18 protein-coding genes are annotated in these 17,308 nt (G+C 40.8%); 6 read left to right on the forward strand and 12 right to left on the reverse strand.

Translation table 11 applies throughout. From position 1 onward, the window contains the following. Window positions 1-128 precede the first annotated feature (128 nt). Complete coding sequence (locus SFC47_RS08060; RefSeq protein WP_411253757.1) at window positions 129-1,187, forward strand: NAD(P)/FAD-dependent oxidoreductase; 1,059 nt, start codon at window positions 129-131, stop codon at window positions 1,185-1,187. 15 nt (window positions 1,188-1,202) lie between these two features. On the opposite strand, the gene SFC47_RS08065 is transcribed toward SFC47_RS08060, so the two are convergent. The 4 genes from SFC47_RS08065 to SFC47_RS08080 form a co-directional block, all read right to left on the reverse strand. Further along, window positions 1,203-2,192 carry a glycerophosphodiester phosphodiesterase family protein gene (locus SFC47_RS08065; protein WP_411253758.1) on the reverse strand — a complete coding sequence of 330 codons (990 nt, stop codon included), beginning with the start codon at window positions 2,190-2,192 and terminating at the stop codon, window positions 1,203-1,205. A 73-nt stretch (window positions 2,193-2,265) separates the two neighbouring features. Then, window positions 2,266-2,493 (reverse strand): hypothetical protein, encoded by a 228-nt coding sequence (locus tag SFC47_RS08070; RefSeq protein WP_411253759.1) that lies wholly within the window; start codon window positions 2,491-2,493, stop codon window positions 2,266-2,268. Window positions 2,494-2,556: 63 nt separating this feature from the next. Beyond that, window positions 2,557-2,832 (reverse strand): hypothetical protein, encoded by a 276-nt coding sequence (locus SFC47_RS08075; protein ID WP_411253760.1) that lies wholly within the window; start codon window positions 2,830-2,832, stop codon window positions 2,557-2,559. Next, window positions 2,817-3,077 (reverse strand): CGCGG family putative rSAM-modified RiPP protein, encoded by a 261-nt coding sequence (locus SFC47_RS08080; RefSeq protein WP_411253761.1) that lies wholly within the window; start codon window positions 3,075-3,077, stop codon window positions 2,817-2,819. The genes SFC47_RS08075 and SFC47_RS08080 overlap by 16 nt, the downstream gene beginning before the upstream one ends. A gap of 142 nt (window positions 3,078-3,219) precedes the next feature. On the opposite strand from SFC47_RS08080, the gene SFC47_RS08085 reads away from it, so the two are divergent. The 3 genes from SFC47_RS08085 to SFC47_RS08095 all read left to right on the forward strand — a co-directional run bounded on the left by SFC47_RS08085 (window position 3,220) and on the right by SFC47_RS08095 (window position 8,280). Continuing rightward, on the forward strand, window positions 3,220-4,053 hold the full coding sequence (locus SFC47_RS08085; protein ID WP_411253762.1) for a YitT family protein: 834 nt from the start codon (window positions 3,220-3,222) through the stop codon (window positions 4,051-4,053). A 205-nt stretch (window positions 4,054-4,258) separates the two neighbouring features. Continuing rightward, complete coding sequence (locus tag SFC47_RS08090) at window positions 4,259-7,246, forward strand: cell wall-binding repeat-containing protein (RefSeq protein ID WP_411253763.1); 2,988 nt, start codon at window positions 4,259-4,261, stop codon at window positions 7,244-7,246. A 71-nt stretch (window positions 7,247-7,317) separates the two neighbouring features. Then, window positions 7,318-8,280: a 2-hydroxyacid dehydrogenase gene (locus tag SFC47_RS08095; RefSeq protein ID WP_411253764.1), complete on the forward strand. Its 963-nt coding sequence runs from the start codon at window positions 7,318-7,320 to the stop codon at window positions 8,278-8,280. 148 nt (window positions 8,281-8,428) lie between these two features. On the opposite strand, the gene SFC47_RS08100 is transcribed toward SFC47_RS08095, so the two are convergent. After that, window positions 8,429-8,725 carry a c-type cytochrome gene (locus SFC47_RS08100; RefSeq protein ID WP_411253765.1) on the reverse strand — a complete coding sequence of 99 codons (297 nt, stop codon included), beginning with the start codon at window positions 8,723-8,725 and terminating at the stop codon, window positions 8,429-8,431. A gap of 159 nt (window positions 8,726-8,884) precedes the next feature. Here SFC47_RS08100 and msrA point away from each other — a divergent pair, with 159 nt between their 5' ends. Continuing rightward, complete coding sequence (gene msrA, locus SFC47_RS08105; RefSeq protein ID WP_411253766.1) at window positions 8,885-9,832, forward strand: peptide-methionine (S)-S-oxide reductase MsrA; 948 nt, start codon at window positions 8,885-8,887, stop codon at window positions 9,830-9,832. A 32-nt stretch (window positions 9,833-9,864) separates the two neighbouring features. Here the strand turns inward: msrA and SFC47_RS08110 are convergent, their stop codons facing one another. From SFC47_RS08110 to SFC47_RS08135, 6 genes are all read right to left on the reverse strand, one after another. Next, a complete protein-coding gene (locus SFC47_RS08110) occupies window positions 9,865-10,515 on the reverse strand; it encodes an MOSC domain-containing protein (protein ID WP_411253767.1) in 651 nt (216 codons plus the stop codon). Between the two features lie 88 nt (window positions 10,516-10,603). Beyond that, entirely contained in the window at window positions 10,604-11,833 is a 1,230-nt protein-coding gene (locus SFC47_RS08115) for an ATP-binding protein (protein ID WP_411253768.1), read from the reverse strand. 167 nt (window positions 11,834-12,000) lie between these two features. After that, on the reverse strand, window positions 12,001-12,792 hold the full coding sequence (locus SFC47_RS08120) for an SPOR domain-containing protein (protein ID WP_411253769.1): 792 nt from the start codon (window positions 12,790-12,792) through the stop codon (window positions 12,001-12,003). Window positions 12,793-12,905: 113 nt separating this feature from the next. Then, window positions 12,906-13,814 (reverse strand): DMT family transporter, encoded by a 909-nt coding sequence (locus SFC47_RS08125; RefSeq protein ID WP_411253770.1) that lies wholly within the window; start codon window positions 13,812-13,814, stop codon window positions 12,906-12,908. A 169-nt stretch (window positions 13,815-13,983) separates the two neighbouring features. Beyond that, window positions 13,984-15,192, reverse strand: coding sequence for an aminotransferase (locus SFC47_RS08130; protein WP_411254089.1), 1,209 nt, complete (start codon window positions 15,190-15,192; stop codon window positions 13,984-13,986). Beyond that, entirely contained in the window at window positions 15,192-15,695 is a 504-nt protein-coding gene (locus SFC47_RS08135) for an Lrp/AsnC family transcriptional regulator (protein ID WP_411253771.1), read from the reverse strand. Before SFC47_RS08135 ends, SFC47_RS08130 begins: the two co-directional genes overlap by 1 nt. A gap of 290 nt (window positions 15,696-15,985) precedes the next feature. On the opposite strand from SFC47_RS08135, the gene SFC47_RS08140 reads away from it, so the two are divergent. Then, window positions 15,986-16,612: a TcaA NTF2-like domain-containing protein gene (locus SFC47_RS08140; RefSeq protein ID WP_411253772.1), complete on the forward strand. Its 627-nt coding sequence runs from the start codon at window positions 15,986-15,988 to the stop codon at window positions 16,610-16,612. Window positions 16,613-16,763: 151 nt separating this feature from the next. Here the strand turns inward: SFC47_RS08140 and SFC47_RS08145 are convergent, their stop codons facing one another. Next, window positions 16,764-17,186: a VanZ family protein gene (locus SFC47_RS08145; protein ID WP_411253773.1), complete on the reverse strand. Its 423-nt coding sequence runs from the start codon at window positions 17,184-17,186 to the stop codon at window positions 16,764-16,766. Window positions 17,187-17,308: the final 122 nt, after the last annotated feature.

The raw sequence follows: 17,308 nt of genomic DNA on the forward strand, positions 1-17,308 counted from the left end.
CTGACAAAAAATCGACAAATAAGGGGACCACAGAATTTTCAAAAAAATTTCTATTGTAAAATGAGTGAAAATCCATTAATCTTAATGATAATGATAATCAATTACAGTTGGTTAGGGAGTGGACGGAGATGGAACAACACGAGTTATTTGATGTAACGGTTATTGGCGGCGGACCAGCGGGGCTTTACTCTACCTTTTATAGCGGACTCAGAGAAATGAAAACAAAGGTGATCGAGTATCAGCCAGAGCTAGGCGGAAAAATCCATGTTTATCCGGAAAAAATGATTTGGGATGTCGGCGGTTTAACGCCGATCACAGGGGCTAAATTAATGGAGCAGCTGGTTGAGCAGGCCTTAACGTTTAGTCCAACCGTTGTCTTGAATGAAAAAGTGGAATCCATCACGCGGAATGAAAAAGGAATTTTTATCTTAAAAGGCTCATCCGGAGAACTTCATTACTCCAAAACGGTGATTGTTGCCATTGGCAGCGGGATCTTGAATCCACAAAAGTTGGATATAGAAGGTGCAGAGAGATTTGAGGTAACAAATTTACATTATACAGTAAAATCCTTTAAACAATTCAAAGACAAAATTATCATGATTTCCGGCGGTGGAAATTCTGCGGTAGACTGGGCGAATGAGCTGGAGCCGATTGCGAAAAAAGTCTACTTAACTTATAGAAAAGATGAGTTAGGGGGACATGGACAAGAGGCACAGGCAACAAAGCTTCTCGAAAGCTCTGTAGAATGTTTCTTTCAAACTTCTATCTCTAAATTAATTGCTAATGGTGAACGTGATGAAATTGCCACCGTTGAATTAACAAATCACGAAACAGGTGAGGTTACCTGCTTAGCAGTTGATGATGTCGTAATTAGTCATGGCTATGAACAGGATGCTGCTCTTTTGGAAAACAGTGAATTGAGTATCGAGCGAGTGGATAATTATTATATTGCCGGTAATGCAACAAGCGAATCTTCTATTGAAGGACTTTATGCTGCGGGAGATATCCTGATGTTTGAAGGGAAAATCAACCTGATTGCCGGTGCGTTCCAGGATGCAGCAAACGCAGTAAATAAAGCGAAACAATATATTCAGCCTAACGCAGCCAAAGTCGCGATGGTGTCTTCCCATAATGAAGTTTTTAAAGAGCGTAATAAAAAATTAGTGAAGCAATTAGTTGGAAAATAGAGTGAAGGGCTGCCTTCACTCTATTTTTTTGTAGCTTGGTGCGATGATATCGATCCGATTCGTCCAAATCCCGCCGCTATAGTTGTCAGGCAGTCTTGTTAAATCTTCCTCCGTATCAAAGCCTTCCGACCAGCCTCCATCACCCGCGACAACAATGACCCTTGTATCAACACTGTCCATCCGATTTAAAAATTTATCTGACCATCCCCAAATCCATGGAGCAATTTTTTCTGGCAGATGCAATTGAGTATTCTCGCATGCAGAAGGAATATAACCTGTCCACCCAACAGCAATATAAGGAAGCAGGCAGCTTTTTAACGTCGCCTTTGACATCACACGAATATGGGGAAGTTCTTCTTTTAGTGAAGCAATAGGCTGATCGCCGCCATAAACGGTCAATAAACTTAAGCGGTTTTCTGGCAGTTCTTTCAGCACTTCAGCAAGTTGTTTCCCTTCTTTTGGATCATCACTCTTGATATGAATTAAGAAAGAACCTTTTGGAAAATGGTTGAATACTTCCTCAAGTGAGGGCATTAGACCGACCCCTTTACCACGGAAGGGATAGGTTTTTCCATTATCCGCTGTGTACCCATAGCCAATGTCCAACTGTTTTAGTTCTGCCATTGTATATTCCTTGGTCGTACCTTCTGCGTTTGTCCGGCATTCCAGCGTCCAGTCATGAAAAACAGCAAATTGGCCATCTTTTGTCGGTTTAATATCTAACTCGACGATGTCCGCGCCGTTTTCAAAGGCTGCCTCCATTGAGGGAATTGTGTTTTCAAGATAAGGGTGTTCCGGCGGATAAATTCGCTCTGCTGTGCAAGTATCACCCTGGATTCCTTCCATACTAAACGTTTGGCCAAGCCCGCGGTGTGCGAGAAGTAAGGGGTCACCCTCACGATCCTTCGCAAAAATAGAGCTGTTGTTGATAAAAATAAATAAAGACAGCAAGAGTAGAAATATGACTATTCTTTTTAGTGTTTTTTTCAATTTCGTTACCTCCATTGATAGCAATTCTATCAGCGAAACAAAAAATCTACAAAAAAAAACTGATTGGGAGCTTCCAATCAGCACAAAGCTAGATTCTCTTTTTAACATCTTCTCTAATGGATTCTATCACTGTATCTGATAAATCAGCTGGCAGCGAGGTGCCGTCCTTAAACACCCAGGCATTAATGATTTCCAAATCTGCTTTTTTAAACGTAATACTGTAATTCACTTGATTTTGGATAAACTCTGTCGTCACATATTCCTCGCTGTCAAAATCATCATCAATAATCATGTTGGTTATTTCATATGTATTCACAATCAAAACTCCTTTTTGCATTCTATAAAATAGAGTTTACTTAAAGGAAATGTTTATACCTTTTTAAGGAAAGTAAATATCTAATGAGCTCTTTTTGTTTCTTAGGGTGTAGTAGTTTTGAAAGTCTGTGTTTATGAAGGCATGTGGATAGTTCTTTAGTTCAATTTTAACAAGCTTTCCATCTGTTTTTGAAAAGGTTAGGTGTGACCCTGTTACTTGGATGCTTTGAAAATGAAAACCATCCCGCTGGACCATCATGTCTTCCTGATAATAGTTTAGGATCACTTGGCGATTTTGATAGTTTGACAGAACTGATAAATTCTTTAGTTGTTTTTCCATACCCTCAGTACATACCCTCCACAACCGCATTGGTCGAAATATTTCATCCCAATTCTGTCCCCAAAGTAAGTTAATAATGCTTCTGCTAAATACTCATCAGGGTTCCCGAAAGAAGAGGGAGTCACAATGTTTACATAGAAACCACGATTTGTATCCTCGACTGCCTGTATGGCATCCTTAATGACCAGCTCCAAGTCGCTCACATATTCCTCATGTTCAAGTGAAATAGACCAATTCTTATCCAAACACATCACCCCTTTCCTTAATTTTAATAGGAAAAACTAGGGAAAGGGGTGATAGCAATCACAATCAGCTAAGAAAATTCAGCTCATGATACACGTTAAATGGTATATTATTATGGTAGAAAAATATGAAAGTGGTTTTGCTATGAAAAATTCATTAAAAGATATAACTCTCATCTTGCTTGGTGCCTTTCTATTTGCGGTCGGTGTCAATTATTTTACGATTCCCAATACCCTTTCTGAGGGCGGCATTTTAGGAATTACCATCATTACCCATTACCTGTTTCACTGGTCACCTGGGGTTGTGAACTTTGTGTTAAATGCAGCTCTTTTAGGAATAGGATATAAGTATTTTGATAAAAGAACCATGGTTTATACAATTATTTCGATTGCCGCGAGCTCAGGTTTTCTCTATTTAACTGAGGACATCGGCAGGCAGTTAACAGAGGATACCTTTTTAGCTGCTATCTTTGCTGGATTATTGGTGGGTGCAGGGCTGGGTCTGATATTTCGCACGGGCGGAACGTCAGGCGGTTCAACCATCTTAGCAAGGCTTACTCACCAGTGGCTAGGCTGGAGCATTGGGAAAGGGATGCTTGTTTTTGATATTGTGGTCGTGCTTGGATCCGTCTTGATCATCGGCGTGGAAAAAACCATGTATACCTTATTAGTAGTATTCATTGGAGCAAAGGCAATTGATTTTGTGGTAGAAGGATTAGATGAAAAAGTTGCAGTCTTGATTATCTCTCAATCGCCAGACATGGTGCTCGAAAATATCATGAGTAAAATGTCGAGAGGGATTACGGTCCTTGAAGGGCGCGGCGGTTTTTCCGGTCAGAATAAAGATGTGCTTTACCTTGTTATCAACAAGCAGGAAATCGTTCAACTAAAGAATGTCATCAACTCTATTGATCAAAATGCTTATGTGACGGTGCATAATGTGCATGAAATGATGGGGAAGGGATATAAGGCGTCTTAAAAAGTACTCATGACACACAAAAAAGGAACCTTCGCAGGAGAGGGTTCCTTTTTTGTAACCTATGCTATTAAACTCTCTCTTTTAATCTCTTAATATTAACAAATCTCCAATTATTTATTGTAATATATTACCATAGGCATAGTTTTGGAGGTGTTAGGTTAGAGCTTTTTTGATATACATAAATTAATGGGATGAGGCAGGGACTATGAGAAAAATATTTACGATATTGCTAGTATTGCAGGTGTTCCTCGTACAGACTGTGGTGTTTGCCGAAGAGACTAGAGTAAATCCGGGCACATCAGAAATTAGCTTAAATGCTAAACTTTCAGATGAAGTACAGCCTAGACAGACAACAGTAAAAGAGGCCGATATACAGGATCCAGCGAATTATCCGCTTATCGGTGAGGAGGAATTTGCCGGTTATTTGTGGGATAGTTATGGCGGCTATCAATATGTTGGTTTAGTTAATGTCAGCGAATCAGAAGATTACGATGATTCTATGAATGTTCAATTATTCTATGGCTCCGAATATGCCTACGGAAAAGACAGTATTCTAAACATTGAGTTTTACCAAGAACAAAATAATACATTAAACTTCTTGGGTGAAACCGAATTTAATACAGCAGGCAGTACATCAGGGACTCTTCATTCTCATGTGCCAAAAGCAGATTTCGCAAATAGCCCGTATATTTACATGCGAGTAGGGGTTCGAGGTTCTGTTTATGATTCTTATTACTCTGATGTCGTTACCTTTAAGGCAGAAAATCCTTTTTATTCAGTGAGTAATCCAGGAAACGGTGATACCTATGCCGTGATCAGCAATGAATCTGTCAATGCTGAATCCACACAGTCAACAGGTACCTTTAATCTTAAAAACATGAAATACAGTATGGATAAAAGTTTAAAGCCCGGTGCATATAAATTAGACGTAGATAAACCTTTTGATATTGCAGGAAATAAGGGCAAGTTAATCCAAAAAAATACGAAATATATCAACCCTTCTTTTAATGTGGGGGCTTATAACTATTTTTGGGTCACAGATATAACCAACGATTATAACTATCAAATTACTGCTAGATTAGCATATAAGGGTTCTAAAGCAAATGTATGGGTACACAATGATGAAATCAGTGATGCAGATGCAGCAAAATTAGGACAAGAGTTTGATGGTAAAATCTATTCTTCTGTAACCAGCAATTTTGGACCGGAATCAGATATTAATCAAGATAAAAGCATCAATCTCTTAATCTTTGATATTCAAGATGGCTTCACCGGCAGCGGCGGCTTTGTTGGCGGCTATTTTTACGGCGGAGACCTATTTAATGTTGATTATTCAAACCAAGGAGAAATTTTATATATTGATACCTATCCTTCGATGGGCACCGGCACAACAAAAGATGTGACCCAAGCTTATGAAACCCTGGCTCATGAATTTCAGCATATGGTGAATTTTAATCAAACTGTCCTAATTGAAGGATCCAGCACCAATATGGATACATGGCTTAATGAGGGTCTTTCGATGGCTGCAGAACAAATTTATACCGGCCAGGGGCTCAGCAGCCGTTTGGACTATTATAATGTTTCTTCTTCGATTCAAAATGGACATTCTCTTTTGTATTGGGGCGGAGATTTACTCTCCAATTATTCATTGTCGTATTTATTTGGCCAATATATAAAAATCCAAGCCAACCGGGGAGATGCGATTTTTAAAGAAATTCTAAAGGATCCATATAATGATTTCCGGGCGGTTGAAAATATCGCGAAAAAGTATATTAGTCCAGATATGACCTTCGGTAAGTTGATGACTAATTTTAGGATTGCTCTTCTTTTAAAAGAACCTGCAGGCTTATATGGGTTTAAAGGTGATCCGTTTTTTGATGCATTAGAGGAAAAATTATATAGAGGTACTTCAGCCAATCTTCGCGGCGGCGGCGCAATTAGTATTGCCTTCAACTCTGAGGAGGGACTGACCGTTCCAAGTAATAAAGGCAGTGATATTACTTATACCACTTTGAACAGTGATGAAAACCCAGAAGAAGGAGCTACGACTCCTCCTGTGGTCAATGAGGTAACTGATCATGAGACTGTTGTGACAGGGAATGCAGAACCATTATCGACATTAATTGCAAAGGTCTCTGGAAAAGAAATTGGACGGTCTAAGGCTGGGGAAGACAGGAATTTCTCAATCACGATTCCTAAGCAGCAAGCAGGGGTGATTATTGAAGTTGTTTCAGTCGACGCTGCAGGAAAAAGCAGCGCCCCAGCGAAAATAACCGTTACTAAAAAACTGGTAAGCTTAATTGGCAGCACAAGGTATGCCACCGCTGCAAAGGTTTCTGAGGCAGGCTGGAAAAAATCAAACAGTGTGCTTCTTGTGAATGGAGCTGCAATTGTAGACGGTTTGACTGCGACACCTTTGGCAGCAGCGAAAGATGCACCAATCTTGCTAACTCAGAGTGGTTATTTACCAACTGAAACATTGAATGAGATAAAACGATTACAGGCAAAAGAAATAACCATCATTGGCGGTACTGGGGTTATTTCCGTACAGGTGGAAAATGTATTGAAATCACAAGGCTATACGATTAAGCGTATTGGCGGAAGCGACCGGTACGGGACCTCATTATTGATTGCAAAGGAACTGGATAAGCTTGTTGATGTCAAAACCGCATTTGTTGCCTACGGCAGAGGTGAGCCGGATGCCTTATCGATTGCTGCTCAAGCAGGTTTGAAAAAACAGCCGATCATCTTAACAGATAAGAGTCTTGTTCCAGCAGATACTTTGGCGTGGCTGAAAACTGAGGAAGTTGATAATGCCTATTTTATTGGGGGCTCAAGTGTAATTTCAAGCACTATCATAAACGAAATTAACAAACTATCGGCACAAAACGTTCAGAATAATCGGATCAGCGGGGAGAATCGACATGAAACAAATGCAAATGTTATCAAGCAATTCTTTCCTGAGACACAACTACAGTCTATCCTGATGGCAAAGTCCGAAACAGAAAGTCTCGTGGATGCCTTATCAGCAGGGCCTTTAGCGGCTAAATTGGGTTCCCCGGTTCTTTTGGTATCATCATCTTGGGGACTTGTATCATCTCAAAAGCAAGTGGTTGCAGGGAAAAACTCAAAACACGTTCATCAAATTGGCGGCGGAGTGAATCCAACGTCTGTGAATGAAGTGGTTAATTAATGTAATAGTTAAAAAGGCAGCTCCTCTAAAAATATGAGGGGCTGCTAAATTCTATGGAAATGGAGACCTCTATGAAACCAAAAGTTTACATAACACGGAAGCTGCCAGATCGCGTCGTGGATAAATTGAAAAATTCATTTGACTTGAGAATGTGGGAAAAAGAAGAGGAACCGGTACCTAGAGAAATTTTAGAAAAAGAAATAAAAGAAGCCGAAGGGCTCTACTGCTTGTTAACCGAATCCATTGACAGAGACCTCCTCAATCTTGCACCTAGATTGAAAGTGATTAGTAATATGGCTGTCGGCTATAACAATATCGATGTAGCTGCCGCAACAGAAAAAGGAATTATGGTTACAAACACCCCTGGAGTATTAACGGAAACAACGGCGGATCTAACCTTCGCGCTGTTAATGGCTGGTGCGAGGAGAGTGGTAGAAGCCTCCCACTATCTGCAAAGAGGAGACTGGAAGACTTGGTCGCCGATGCAATTAACCGGGCAGGATGTATATGGAGCAACCTTAGGAATCCTTGGATTAGGCAGAATTGGTGAGGCATTGGCAAAAAGAGCAACAGGTTTTGATATGAATCTCCTCTATCATAATCGATCACGAAAGCCTGATGCCGAGGAGAGGCTTGGTATTCAGTACGTAAGTAAAGAAGACTTGCTTCGGGAATCAGATTTCGTTTGTGTGCTGACACCTTATACACAAGAAACGGTAAATTATATTGATGAGGCAGAATTGGCAATGATGAAACCAAATGCTGTTTTAATTAATAGTGCACGCGGCGGGATTGTAAATGAAGAAGCCCTCTATCATGCATTAAAGAAAGGACAGATTTGGGGAGCCGGTTTAGATGTATTTGAACAAGAGCCTGTCCCGACAGACCATCCATTGCTCAGTCTTCCAAATGTTGTAGCACTGCCGCATATTGGAAGTGCCAGTCAAAATACCAGATTAAAAATGGCGTTACTCGCTGCTGAAAACTTAATTCAAGGTTTATTGGGAGAAACACCGAAAAATTTGGTGAATTAAAGTTTTTTAAAAAATAAAGAGAACCTTGCTTCGACAAAAATTTCCCGGAAAATAAGGGGGATTTCATTGTTCTGACAGGATTTCTGGGTTGTAATCACAGTAAAAGCAGGAATTGAGTCGAAAAAAAGGTTAGGAAATTCCTAACCTTTTATTTTTCAATCAGCCATTTTGTAACGCTTTTAGCCTCTGCTTCAGATAATAATCCACCGGGCATCATACCGGCCCCATCGTTCAGTAATTTCAACAAATCTTCTTCGGCATATTTGGCTATCATATTCATCACGGGCGGCCCGGCTGCTCCTTCTAAGTTTTCACCATGGCAGGATAAACAGCTCATTTTATATAATCCTTCTCCATCTGTGGGTCTCTTGGCATCAGCTGTATTTGATGAACATCCTGCTAATAAAAGTAATGAGAGGGCAAAAATAATCCATCGTTGTTTCACAAAGGTTCCTCCTTAGGGACGTGTATTTGTTACTACAACCATACTTATTAAAACTAAAATTTTTCTAAATGAAAGATTAAAGTTTTCTTAAATGGGTTCAGGTTAGGTAAACTAAAGAAATACTGAGGTTATCGAGAAATATATAAAGGAGCGGGTTTTATGACAGAATTTGCAACGTTTGCAGGCGGGTGTTTCTGGTGCATGGTGTCACCGTTTGATGAACAGCCCGGAATTAAAGAAGTGATTTCAGGTTATACCGGCGGACATAAGGAAAATCCGACGTATGAGGAAGTGTGCTCGGATACAACGGGGCATTATGAAGCCGTTCAAATTGCCTTTGACCCCGCTGTTTTTCCATACAAGAAATTGCTGGAGATATTCTGGCAGCAAATTGACCCGACTGATGAAGGCGGACAATTTAATGACCGGGGTCTATCGTATCGGGCAGCGATATTCTATCATACGAAAGAACAAAGGGCGCTGGCAGAGGATTCAAAGGAAAAGCTGGCAGCGAGTGGTCGTTTTCAAAAGCCGATTGTGACACAAATCCTGCCTGCTGGTCCCTTTTACCCTGCGGAGGAAAAACACCAGGATTATTATAAAAAAATGCCTTTCCACTATAACCACTATCGAGAGGGATCGGGAAGGGCACGTTTTATTCGTGAAAACTGGAAAAAGCGTAAAAGTGATGAAGAGCTCCAAAAAGAATTGACACATCTTCAATATGAAGTAACGAGAAAGAATGCAACAGAGCCTCCATTCAAAAATGAATATTGGAATCATACCGAAGAGGGAATTTATGTTGACATCATCTCAGGTGAGCCGCTGTTTAGTTCACTTGATAAGTACGACGCCGGTTGTGGATGGCCGAGTTTTACGAAGCCGCTCATTCGTCAGGAACTGGAGGAAAGGTTTGATACTTCCCACGGAATGCGGCGGATTGAGGTCCGAGGCAAAACTTCGGATTCTCATCTCGGTCACGTGTTTGATGACGGCCCTGGCCCTGACCGTGCAAGGTATTGTATTAACTCTGCTGCACTTCGATTTATACCAAAGGACAGGCTAGAAGAAGAAGGATATGGGCAATTTTTAAAGCTGTTTAATTGAAAAACTCCCAGATATCACTGGGAGTTTACTCCTTAACGAATCTTTTCTTTTAAATCAAGAAGATAGGTTCGCCATTGCCCAGCAAGCTCCTTCACAGCCAATATCTTGTCTATCACTTCAATTGACGGAGAACTGTCATGAAAGTAGAGGTGATGAATGGAGGAAACAGTTATTTGCGCTGGATGAGAAAACAGTTTTTTTATTTGAGAATCCGGTGTGATTTTCCCTTCCTCCAGCACTCTGAAAAAATAACCTGTATACCCTGTTTTAATGATTCCTTTTAAAAGAAGGTTGTTGTTATTGCGTTTATTGATGGTCGAACAGGGATAACGTCCTTGAGATACCTGGAGGACAGCTTCTCCAATCTGAAAAATATCGCCAATACAAACCTCGTCTTCTTTCATCCCTTTTGGTGTTAGATTTTCTCCAAAAGCTGAAGGGGTTAATTTGCCGACAAACACACTCTCCCAATAGGCGTAATGTTCGAAGGGATAAACACAGACAACTCGATCTGAACCGCCATGGTACTCAGGGTTTGCCACCTGATCACCATTTATCTGCTCTAAGCCGACATCCAGTTCATCAGTTTGTTCTTTCCAGATTCCGGACACATAAGGCTCATTCTTATATACACTATCTTTAGGCAAACCCTTGCTTAAATAGATAATTTCTCTAGTATGCAATGCTCTCTTCGCCTCCTTGGTTTTTATTGTACTACAAGTTTTGAACAAAAAAATAGAAGAAACCCTAGGCAAAAGGGTTTCTTCTATTTTAAGAAAGGCTAAAGACTCGCTGTGTGATAGTTGGCAGACTTATTTCAATGGTGGTACCTTTATTGACTTCACTATCGATTGTTAATTCTCCGTTATGGCTTTCAATAATTTTATAACAAGTCATCAGGCCAAGGCCCGTACCTTTTTCCTTTGTCGTATAAAACGGTTCACCGAGTGTTGGAATCCGCTCTTTCGGTATGCCGATACCTTGATCAATGATCTGGATGGAAATTTTTCCTTCATCACGCACTTTTACCTTTACATCAATATTTCCGCCGTTAGGCATGGCTTCTATCGAATTTTTTAGGAGATTTAACAATACCTGCTTTAATTGGTTCTCCTCGCAGCTGATTTTAGGCAAATCGGATTCGAATTCTACGAAAATTTGAACGTTGTTTAAAATAGATTGAGTATTAATGAGGGTTACAACATCTTTAATAAGTTCTTTGACATCTTTTTCCGCAAAAACAGCAGCCGTAGGCTTCGCGAGCACGAGGAATTCTCCCACGATGTCATTGATTCGATCAAGCTCTGATAACACAATATCATAGTATTCTAATCGATGCTGCTCAGTTTTAAATAGCTGAATGAATCCTTTAATAGAGGTAAGCGGGTTGCGGATTTCATGGGCAATGCCTGCAGCCATTTGACCTAGAAGAGCTAACTTTTCAGATTTCTGGAGGAGCTGTTCGGTTTGCTGCTTTCTCTCTGTTATATCTCTGCCGATAGACAGGACAGCTTCCTTTCCTTCAAATATTATGTGCATGGAGGCACCTTCAAAGACAAATACAGAGCCGTCTAATTTTTTAAACTTGTATTCTATATTGTTCAGAGGATGGGTTTCCTTTTTTACTTGTTTGATTCGTTCTTTCAGGCGTTCTGTGTATTCTGGAAATAGGTAATTTAGAATAGAGGTTCCGATGATTTCTTCCTTCGTCTTAGCCCCGATCATTGTTACGGCTTCCTTATTAACATAGATAACCTTATTATTCTGGTGGATGATAACGGCCCTTGGCAAAGAATCTATTAATTGCTTATAGCTTTCTTCACTACTTCGAGCTTTTTTCCCCAGGTAACGTGCCCGGTCGTATTGCCACCCCACAAGCCAGGCAATCAGTGTAAAAATAACAAAGTCTAGGGTAAAGAAACGTTCATGCTCCAGGAGAGTTTGAAAGCCCGAAAAAAGTACAGATATTAACACTAGCGTTATTTGACCTGATTTATTCATACTTTATCCTCTATTTTTATCTGAATTTGCTTTTATCATATCATGAATTGATAGAATAGAAATAGGAGTTTTTTACTAGAATAGATTACAAGTCTGAAATAGGAAAAAGCCAAGCAGAGTGCTGGCTTTTGTTAATCTATGGTGCTGTATTTACTAATATACGAGCCCTATGCTTGTGCCATTTTTTGATACAAATTTAAGATTGATTGTCCATAGTTGGTACCTGGTACAGCCCATTTTCCGTTTAAAGCGGTCCATGTGGCGGCAGACCCTCTATTTACAAGATTAAAGCGGGGATCCACCAATGGGTATCGGTTTGGTAAGGGTGCTTTTGTTGCATACGCATATAAATGCTGGAGTTGTGCGAGAACTCCGTCTTGTGGTGTTTGAAATGATGCGCCCCGAACACCTCCGCCGGTTGCTCCAATTCCAGCGAAGTTATTTTGCCCTTTCCTTACATCCCCTGTAAACCGAAAATAATCTGTTTCCAGCATAGCTTGTGCAAAAGCAACGTCTCCTCTAATTCCATAATACTCGCCGAAAATTTTGTAAAAACTTCCGAGCAGCGGGGCATTGGGATTAATCTTTCTTACAAATTGATTCATTTGTTCTGCAGTGAGCAAGGTTGGACCTAGTATAGAAGATGGGTTTTGCTGAATAGGGGAGGGGCTCGGAATCGAGGTTGTTGGACTCGGCGTTGATCTGACATCTGAATTTGGACTTGTACTTTGGTTATCTGCTTCTATGAAGGCGTTAATACCAGTCATTTTCTTGATTTCATTTACTCGATTTTCAGCATTTGTCATGTTAGAAAAGGCACCTGCCTGTACTCGGTACCACTTTTCACCAGAGATTGTTGTTGGCACAATAAAGGATTGAATACCTTTTGAACGCAGGAAGGCAACACGTTCCCCAGCATTTTCTCTTAATTTGAAAGATCCGGCAAATACTTTATACATTTCATCTCCTCCATTAGTATGTTTCTCCCTATATTATGAGTACAAAAGGGGGATGTCGACGGACACCAGCCTGTATATAAACACAAAAACCCCCTGATGAAGGGAGGTTTCCGTTATGTACCGCTCTTTACGGCACCCTTTATATGAAACTTTTTTTGCTGCTGCATTAAAAAGAAGAAAACACCAAGAAGAACAAGCATTCCGCCGGCAATCTGCCAGCTGGCAAGGTGTTCACCAAGCATTATGACAGCTAAGATGGTTGCACCTACGGGTTCACCTAAAATACTCATTGATATGGTAGTCGCATTTACATAGTTTAATAGCCAGTTATTAATGATATGGCTGATGGTCGGAACGGTCGCAAGGAGAAGGAAAATTCCCCATTCCTTGGCTGGATAACCGCCAAAATCCACACCTGTACTAAGGTTGTAGATTGATAGAACGATGGTTGCAATGAAAAACACACAAAAGCTATAAATCCAGTGAGATACTTTTTTTACAATGCTTTGGCCAATCATTAAGTAGCCAACCACCGCAATCACACTTAAGAAGGAGAGGATATCTCCGAGGATTGCATCCTGACTTAAGGCTAAATCACCCCAGCCAATCATCATCGCTCCTATAATCGCAATTCCCATTGTCATCAGTGCGGAAGGAGTGGTTCGTTCCTTAAAAAGGAAGTACCCGCCGACTAGGGAGACGATTGGCTGAAGCGCAAGGATAATGGTTGAACTTGCAACGGTCGTTAATTTTAACGATCCAAACCAAAGGACAAAATGCAGTGCTAAAAAGAGGCCTGAAAAAAATAAAAACACCCAATCTTTGTTTGTAATTTTTTTAAATTCTTCACGGTTTTTCCAAACAATCGGAAGCATTAGTAAGCTTGCAAACATCATGCGGTACATGCTTAAAACTGAAGCAGGTGCATCTGACCATTTTACGAAGATTGCTGAAAATGATATCGCAATAATTGAAATGGTGAGCGGTAAGACAATATTGCGTGAATGATCATGCTGGTTCATTTCTTTCCTCTTTTCTACCGTATATGGGTGCTGCTCTATTTTTAGTAAAATAATCTACATGAATCTTATCATAAATGTGGTGCCCTAAACACTAACAAAACTCTCCAGATTCATACAAAAAACGTCAAGCCCATACTGGTGAAGAAGGGTTGACGTTTTTTGCACATGTTTAGTTGTTCGAATATAGCTCCTCGGCACGATTTTTCTTCAATTCCAATGAGTTCATGAATCGTTCAATTCGCTTAACCGCTTCTTGAAGCTGTTCCAAAGAAGTGGCATAAGAGCATCTTACATAGCCTTCACCGCTCTCGCCAAAAGCACTGCCCGGCACGACGGCAACTTTTTCTGCTAGTAAAAGTTCTTCGGCAAATTGTTCTGAGGTCATGCCGGTACTTTTAATAGAAGGGAAGACATAGAATGCACCGCCTGGTGTGTGACAGTCCAATCCAATTCTGTTTAGCGACTGAACAATGTAATTCCGTCTTCGGCGATAACTTCTTCTCATACTTTCCACTTCGTGATACGTATTCTTGAGCGCCTCGATGGCACCATGCTGAAGCATATGCGGTGCGCACATCGTTGTATATTGTAAGATTTTCACCATTTGTTCTGTAAAGGCTGTTGGAGCTGCTAAGAAACCGAGCCGCCAGCCTGTCATCGCAAATCCTTTGGAGAAGCCGTTTATTAAAATGGTTCTTTCATACATTCCTTCAATGGAAGAAAAGCTTGTATATTCTTCATCATAGGTTAATTCGGCATAGATCTCATCGGATACAACTAGCAGGTCATGTTTTTCGACCACAGCAGCGATGTTTGAAAGTTCTTCATTGTTTAAAAATGTCCCTGTCGGATTATTGGGGGAACATAACAAAATGGCTTTCGTTCTGCTGGTGATCGCATTTTCGATTTGTTCCGGTGTCAGCTTAAAGCCGTTACACGGGTGTGTTGAAACTGGGATTGGTTTCCCGCCTGCCAAGGTGACTAATGGTGCATACGATACGAAGGCAGGTTCAATTATTAGTACTTCATCTCCCGGGTTTAATATTGCACGGAAGGTCAGATCAATCGCCTGGCTCGCACCGACGGTCACGATGACTTGGTCAACCGGATTATACTGTACGCCAAACCGCCGATATAAGTAGGATGAGATTTCCTGTCTTAACTCTAGCAGCCCGGGATTGGCAGTATAGGAAGTATAGCCTTCTTCTAAAGAGAGGATGGCTGCTTCCCGAATGCTCCACGGAGTGATAAAGTCCGGCTCGCCGACACCCAAAGAAATTACTCCTTTAATAGAAGCGGCTAGGTCAAAGAACCTTCGTATTCCAGATGGTTTGAGTTCTTTCACCATATCCGATAAATAGTGCTGAGATTCTTTCATCATGGTGAAACCACCATCCGGTGGTCTTTGTCATTGCTTTCGCCAAAGATGACGCCATCATGCTTGTACTTTTTTAACATGAAATGTGTGGTTGTCGAAATGACATTATCAATCGTCGACAGCTTCTCCGAAACAAAGCTGGCAATTTCACTCATGGTTTTTCCCTCAATGGTAATCGATAAGTCATACGCTCCAGACATTAGATAAAGAGAAGTTACCTCAGGAAAGCGGTAAATCCGTTCCGCAACCTCATCAAAACCAACCCCGCGTTTCGGTGTTACCTTGACATCAATCATTGCCACAATATTTTCCTTGCCGGCAACCTTACTCCAATCAATCAAAGCCGGATAACTAACAATAATCTTCTCATCCTCTAACTTCTTAATAACCGCCGTAACATCGTCCACACTCGCATTCAACATCAACGCAATATCTTCAACAGGTATCCTATGATTCTCTTCAAGAATCGAAAGAACCTCCAACTCCTCACCAGACAACCTCATCCTAATCCCCCTCATAACGTTCAAAATTTAATATTACTATAATACATCATAGTTAGAATAAATAAAATATTTTCTTGGTACCTCTTGGTGCCCTCTTGGTGCCTCTCGGTGCCCTCTTCGGTGCCTGTCACCGCTCGTGGACACTGTCCACCTGAGGTGGACAGTTAGTTGTGTTTTTTTACCTAAATGCAGAATAGTTCGTTTTGTCTACTGAATAGAATAGGTGATGGAGAGGCGAGAAGTGTTCACATCAGGGGGAGTTATATATTGATAAAATTGGGGTGGATTATATGAAAAATTACTCCATATCTTCTTTTCTTATTATTTTACTTGTGCTTTTTATAGCTGGATGCAGTGATGATGAGGAGGAACTTGGACCGGGGGCAGGGAGTGGAGTGACACCGCCTGCTGTGAACCATTCGAATAATCCGCCAAAGGTAGAAGACCCTGCCAAGATTCCTGTTATTGAAGTACCTAGGGGAGGAGGGACCTCACCAGGGAGACCTTTTCCTCAAGGTGACTCAACAAGCGGTTTAGATGAGGCAAGAGATCAGAACGCAGTTATTTTCTTAATGGAGGAGTATCTTGTTAATTTTGAGAAAGCAGTAAATGAGGGGGTGTTTGTCTATATTTCACATTTGCTTGATCCTGAAAGCCAGTTGTACGAGGAGCAAATCGATTATGTATTAGACATGTACGAAAGACAAATTACAGAGAAACTCCTTCAATACCAAATTGGAACCCTCATTAAATCAGGAGAAGATACCTACGATGTCATCGTCCGCGAAACCTATTCCATTCATTATGGAAGCGAAGGAAGAGAAGAAATCAAAAACTTTGAGAACACTTACACTCTGGTACGATTTGATGAGTCTATTTGGCTGATTCAGGATTTAATTGTTAATGTTGTAGAGTAGAGGATTCCGGCGAAGAGGTGGTCGGGAGAAGGTGCAAAAATGGTGCCTGTCACCACGCGTGGACAAATCACAGATTTTGTCCGTGTGGGATGGACGGTTAGGGGGAGGCATATGCTTAGCACATCCGAAATCCTTCTTTCGACCTGTATTGTTAATGATCAAAATTCAGTGGTTTGGATTGTTTAGATCTGATGAGAGATGCCAATGCTAAAGCCGCTAAGATACCAATAAGATCAATTCCTACATCAAACAATCTGCCGCCTCGGCTAAAATATAATTGAAGAAATTCAGTTAGAGCGGCGAAAGCGGCAGTTATTATCATGATGATAGGTATAGATTTATATTTCGTCAATACTAGTAAAGTTAGAATATGAAAAGCTGCGATATGCCCTAGTTTCTGAATTACCAAGCTTTTGCTAATACTAGATGGGAATAGGGAAAGGAATTCAGAAAACACAGGCTGATGTTCCCAATGAAAACGCAGCACACCAAATTGGATGAAATCATCAAAGCTCGCAGTACAAGTAAATATCAAAATGGTCACACACCAAACAAAAATAGCCAAACTTCGCAATTGGTCCAATCCCCCTTTTCTTCAACCACAGTTTTGGCGGTAACAGAAGGATTCATACATAAGTCATTGTATAAATGGTATAATTTGCATAAACGGTGACAGGCACCACACCACTGGGGGGA

Origin of the sequence: Neobacillus niacini (assembly GCF_046591715.1) — a bacterium.
In the GTDB taxonomy this organism is placed as follows: Bacteria; Bacillota; Bacilli; order Bacillales; family Cytobacillaceae; genus Neobacillus; species Neobacillus niacini_L.

Excerpts from the sequence above, each read along its gene's own strand:
- SFC47_RS08060 (WP_411253757.1), top strand. The coding sequence starts at position 129 with ATGGAACAACACGAGTTATTTGATGTAACGGTTATTGGCGGCGGACCA.
- SFC47_RS08115 (WP_411253768.1), bottom strand. The coding sequence starts at position 11,833 with ATGAATAAATCAGGTCAAATAACGCTAGTGTTAATATCTGTACTTTTT.
- msrA (WP_411253766.1), top strand. The coding sequence starts at position 8,885 with ATGACAGAATTTGCAACGTTTGCAGGCGGGTGTTTCTGGTGCATGGTG.
- SFC47_RS08065 (WP_411253758.1), bottom strand. The coding sequence starts at position 2,192 with ATGGAGGTAACGAAATTGAAAAAAACACTAAAAAGAATAGTCATATTT.
- SFC47_RS08075 (WP_411253760.1), bottom strand. The coding sequence starts at position 2,832 with ATGGAAAAACAACTAAAGAATTTATCAGTTCTGTCAAACTATCAAAAT.
- SFC47_RS08120 (WP_411253769.1), bottom strand. The coding sequence starts at position 12,792 with ATGTATAAAGTATTTGCCGGATCTTTCAAATTAAGAGAAAATGCTGGG.
- SFC47_RS08125 (WP_411253770.1), bottom strand. The coding sequence starts at position 13,814 with ATGAACCAGCATGATCATTCACGCAATATTGTCTTACCGCTCACCATT.
- SFC47_RS08140 (WP_411253772.1), top strand. The coding sequence starts at position 15,986 with ATGAAAAATTACTCCATATCTTCTTTTCTTATTATTTTACTTGTGCTT.
- SFC47_RS08135 (WP_411253771.1), bottom strand. The coding sequence starts at position 15,695 with ATGAGGTTGTCTGGTGAGGAGTTGGAGGTTCTTTCGATTCTTGAAGAG.
- SFC47_RS08085 (WP_411253762.1), top strand. The coding sequence starts at position 3,220 with ATGAAAAATTCATTAAAAGATATAACTCTCATCTTGCTTGGTGCCTTT.
- SFC47_RS08090 (WP_411253763.1), top strand. The coding sequence starts at position 4,259 with ATGAGAAAAATATTTACGATATTGCTAGTATTGCAGGTGTTCCTCGTA.
- SFC47_RS08130 (WP_411254089.1), bottom strand. The coding sequence starts at position 15,192 with ATGAAAGAATCTCAGCACTATTTATCGGATATGGTGAAAGAACTCAAA.
- SFC47_RS08095 (WP_411253764.1), top strand. The coding sequence starts at position 7,318 with ATGAAACCAAAAGTTTACATAACACGGAAGCTGCCAGATCGCGTCGTG.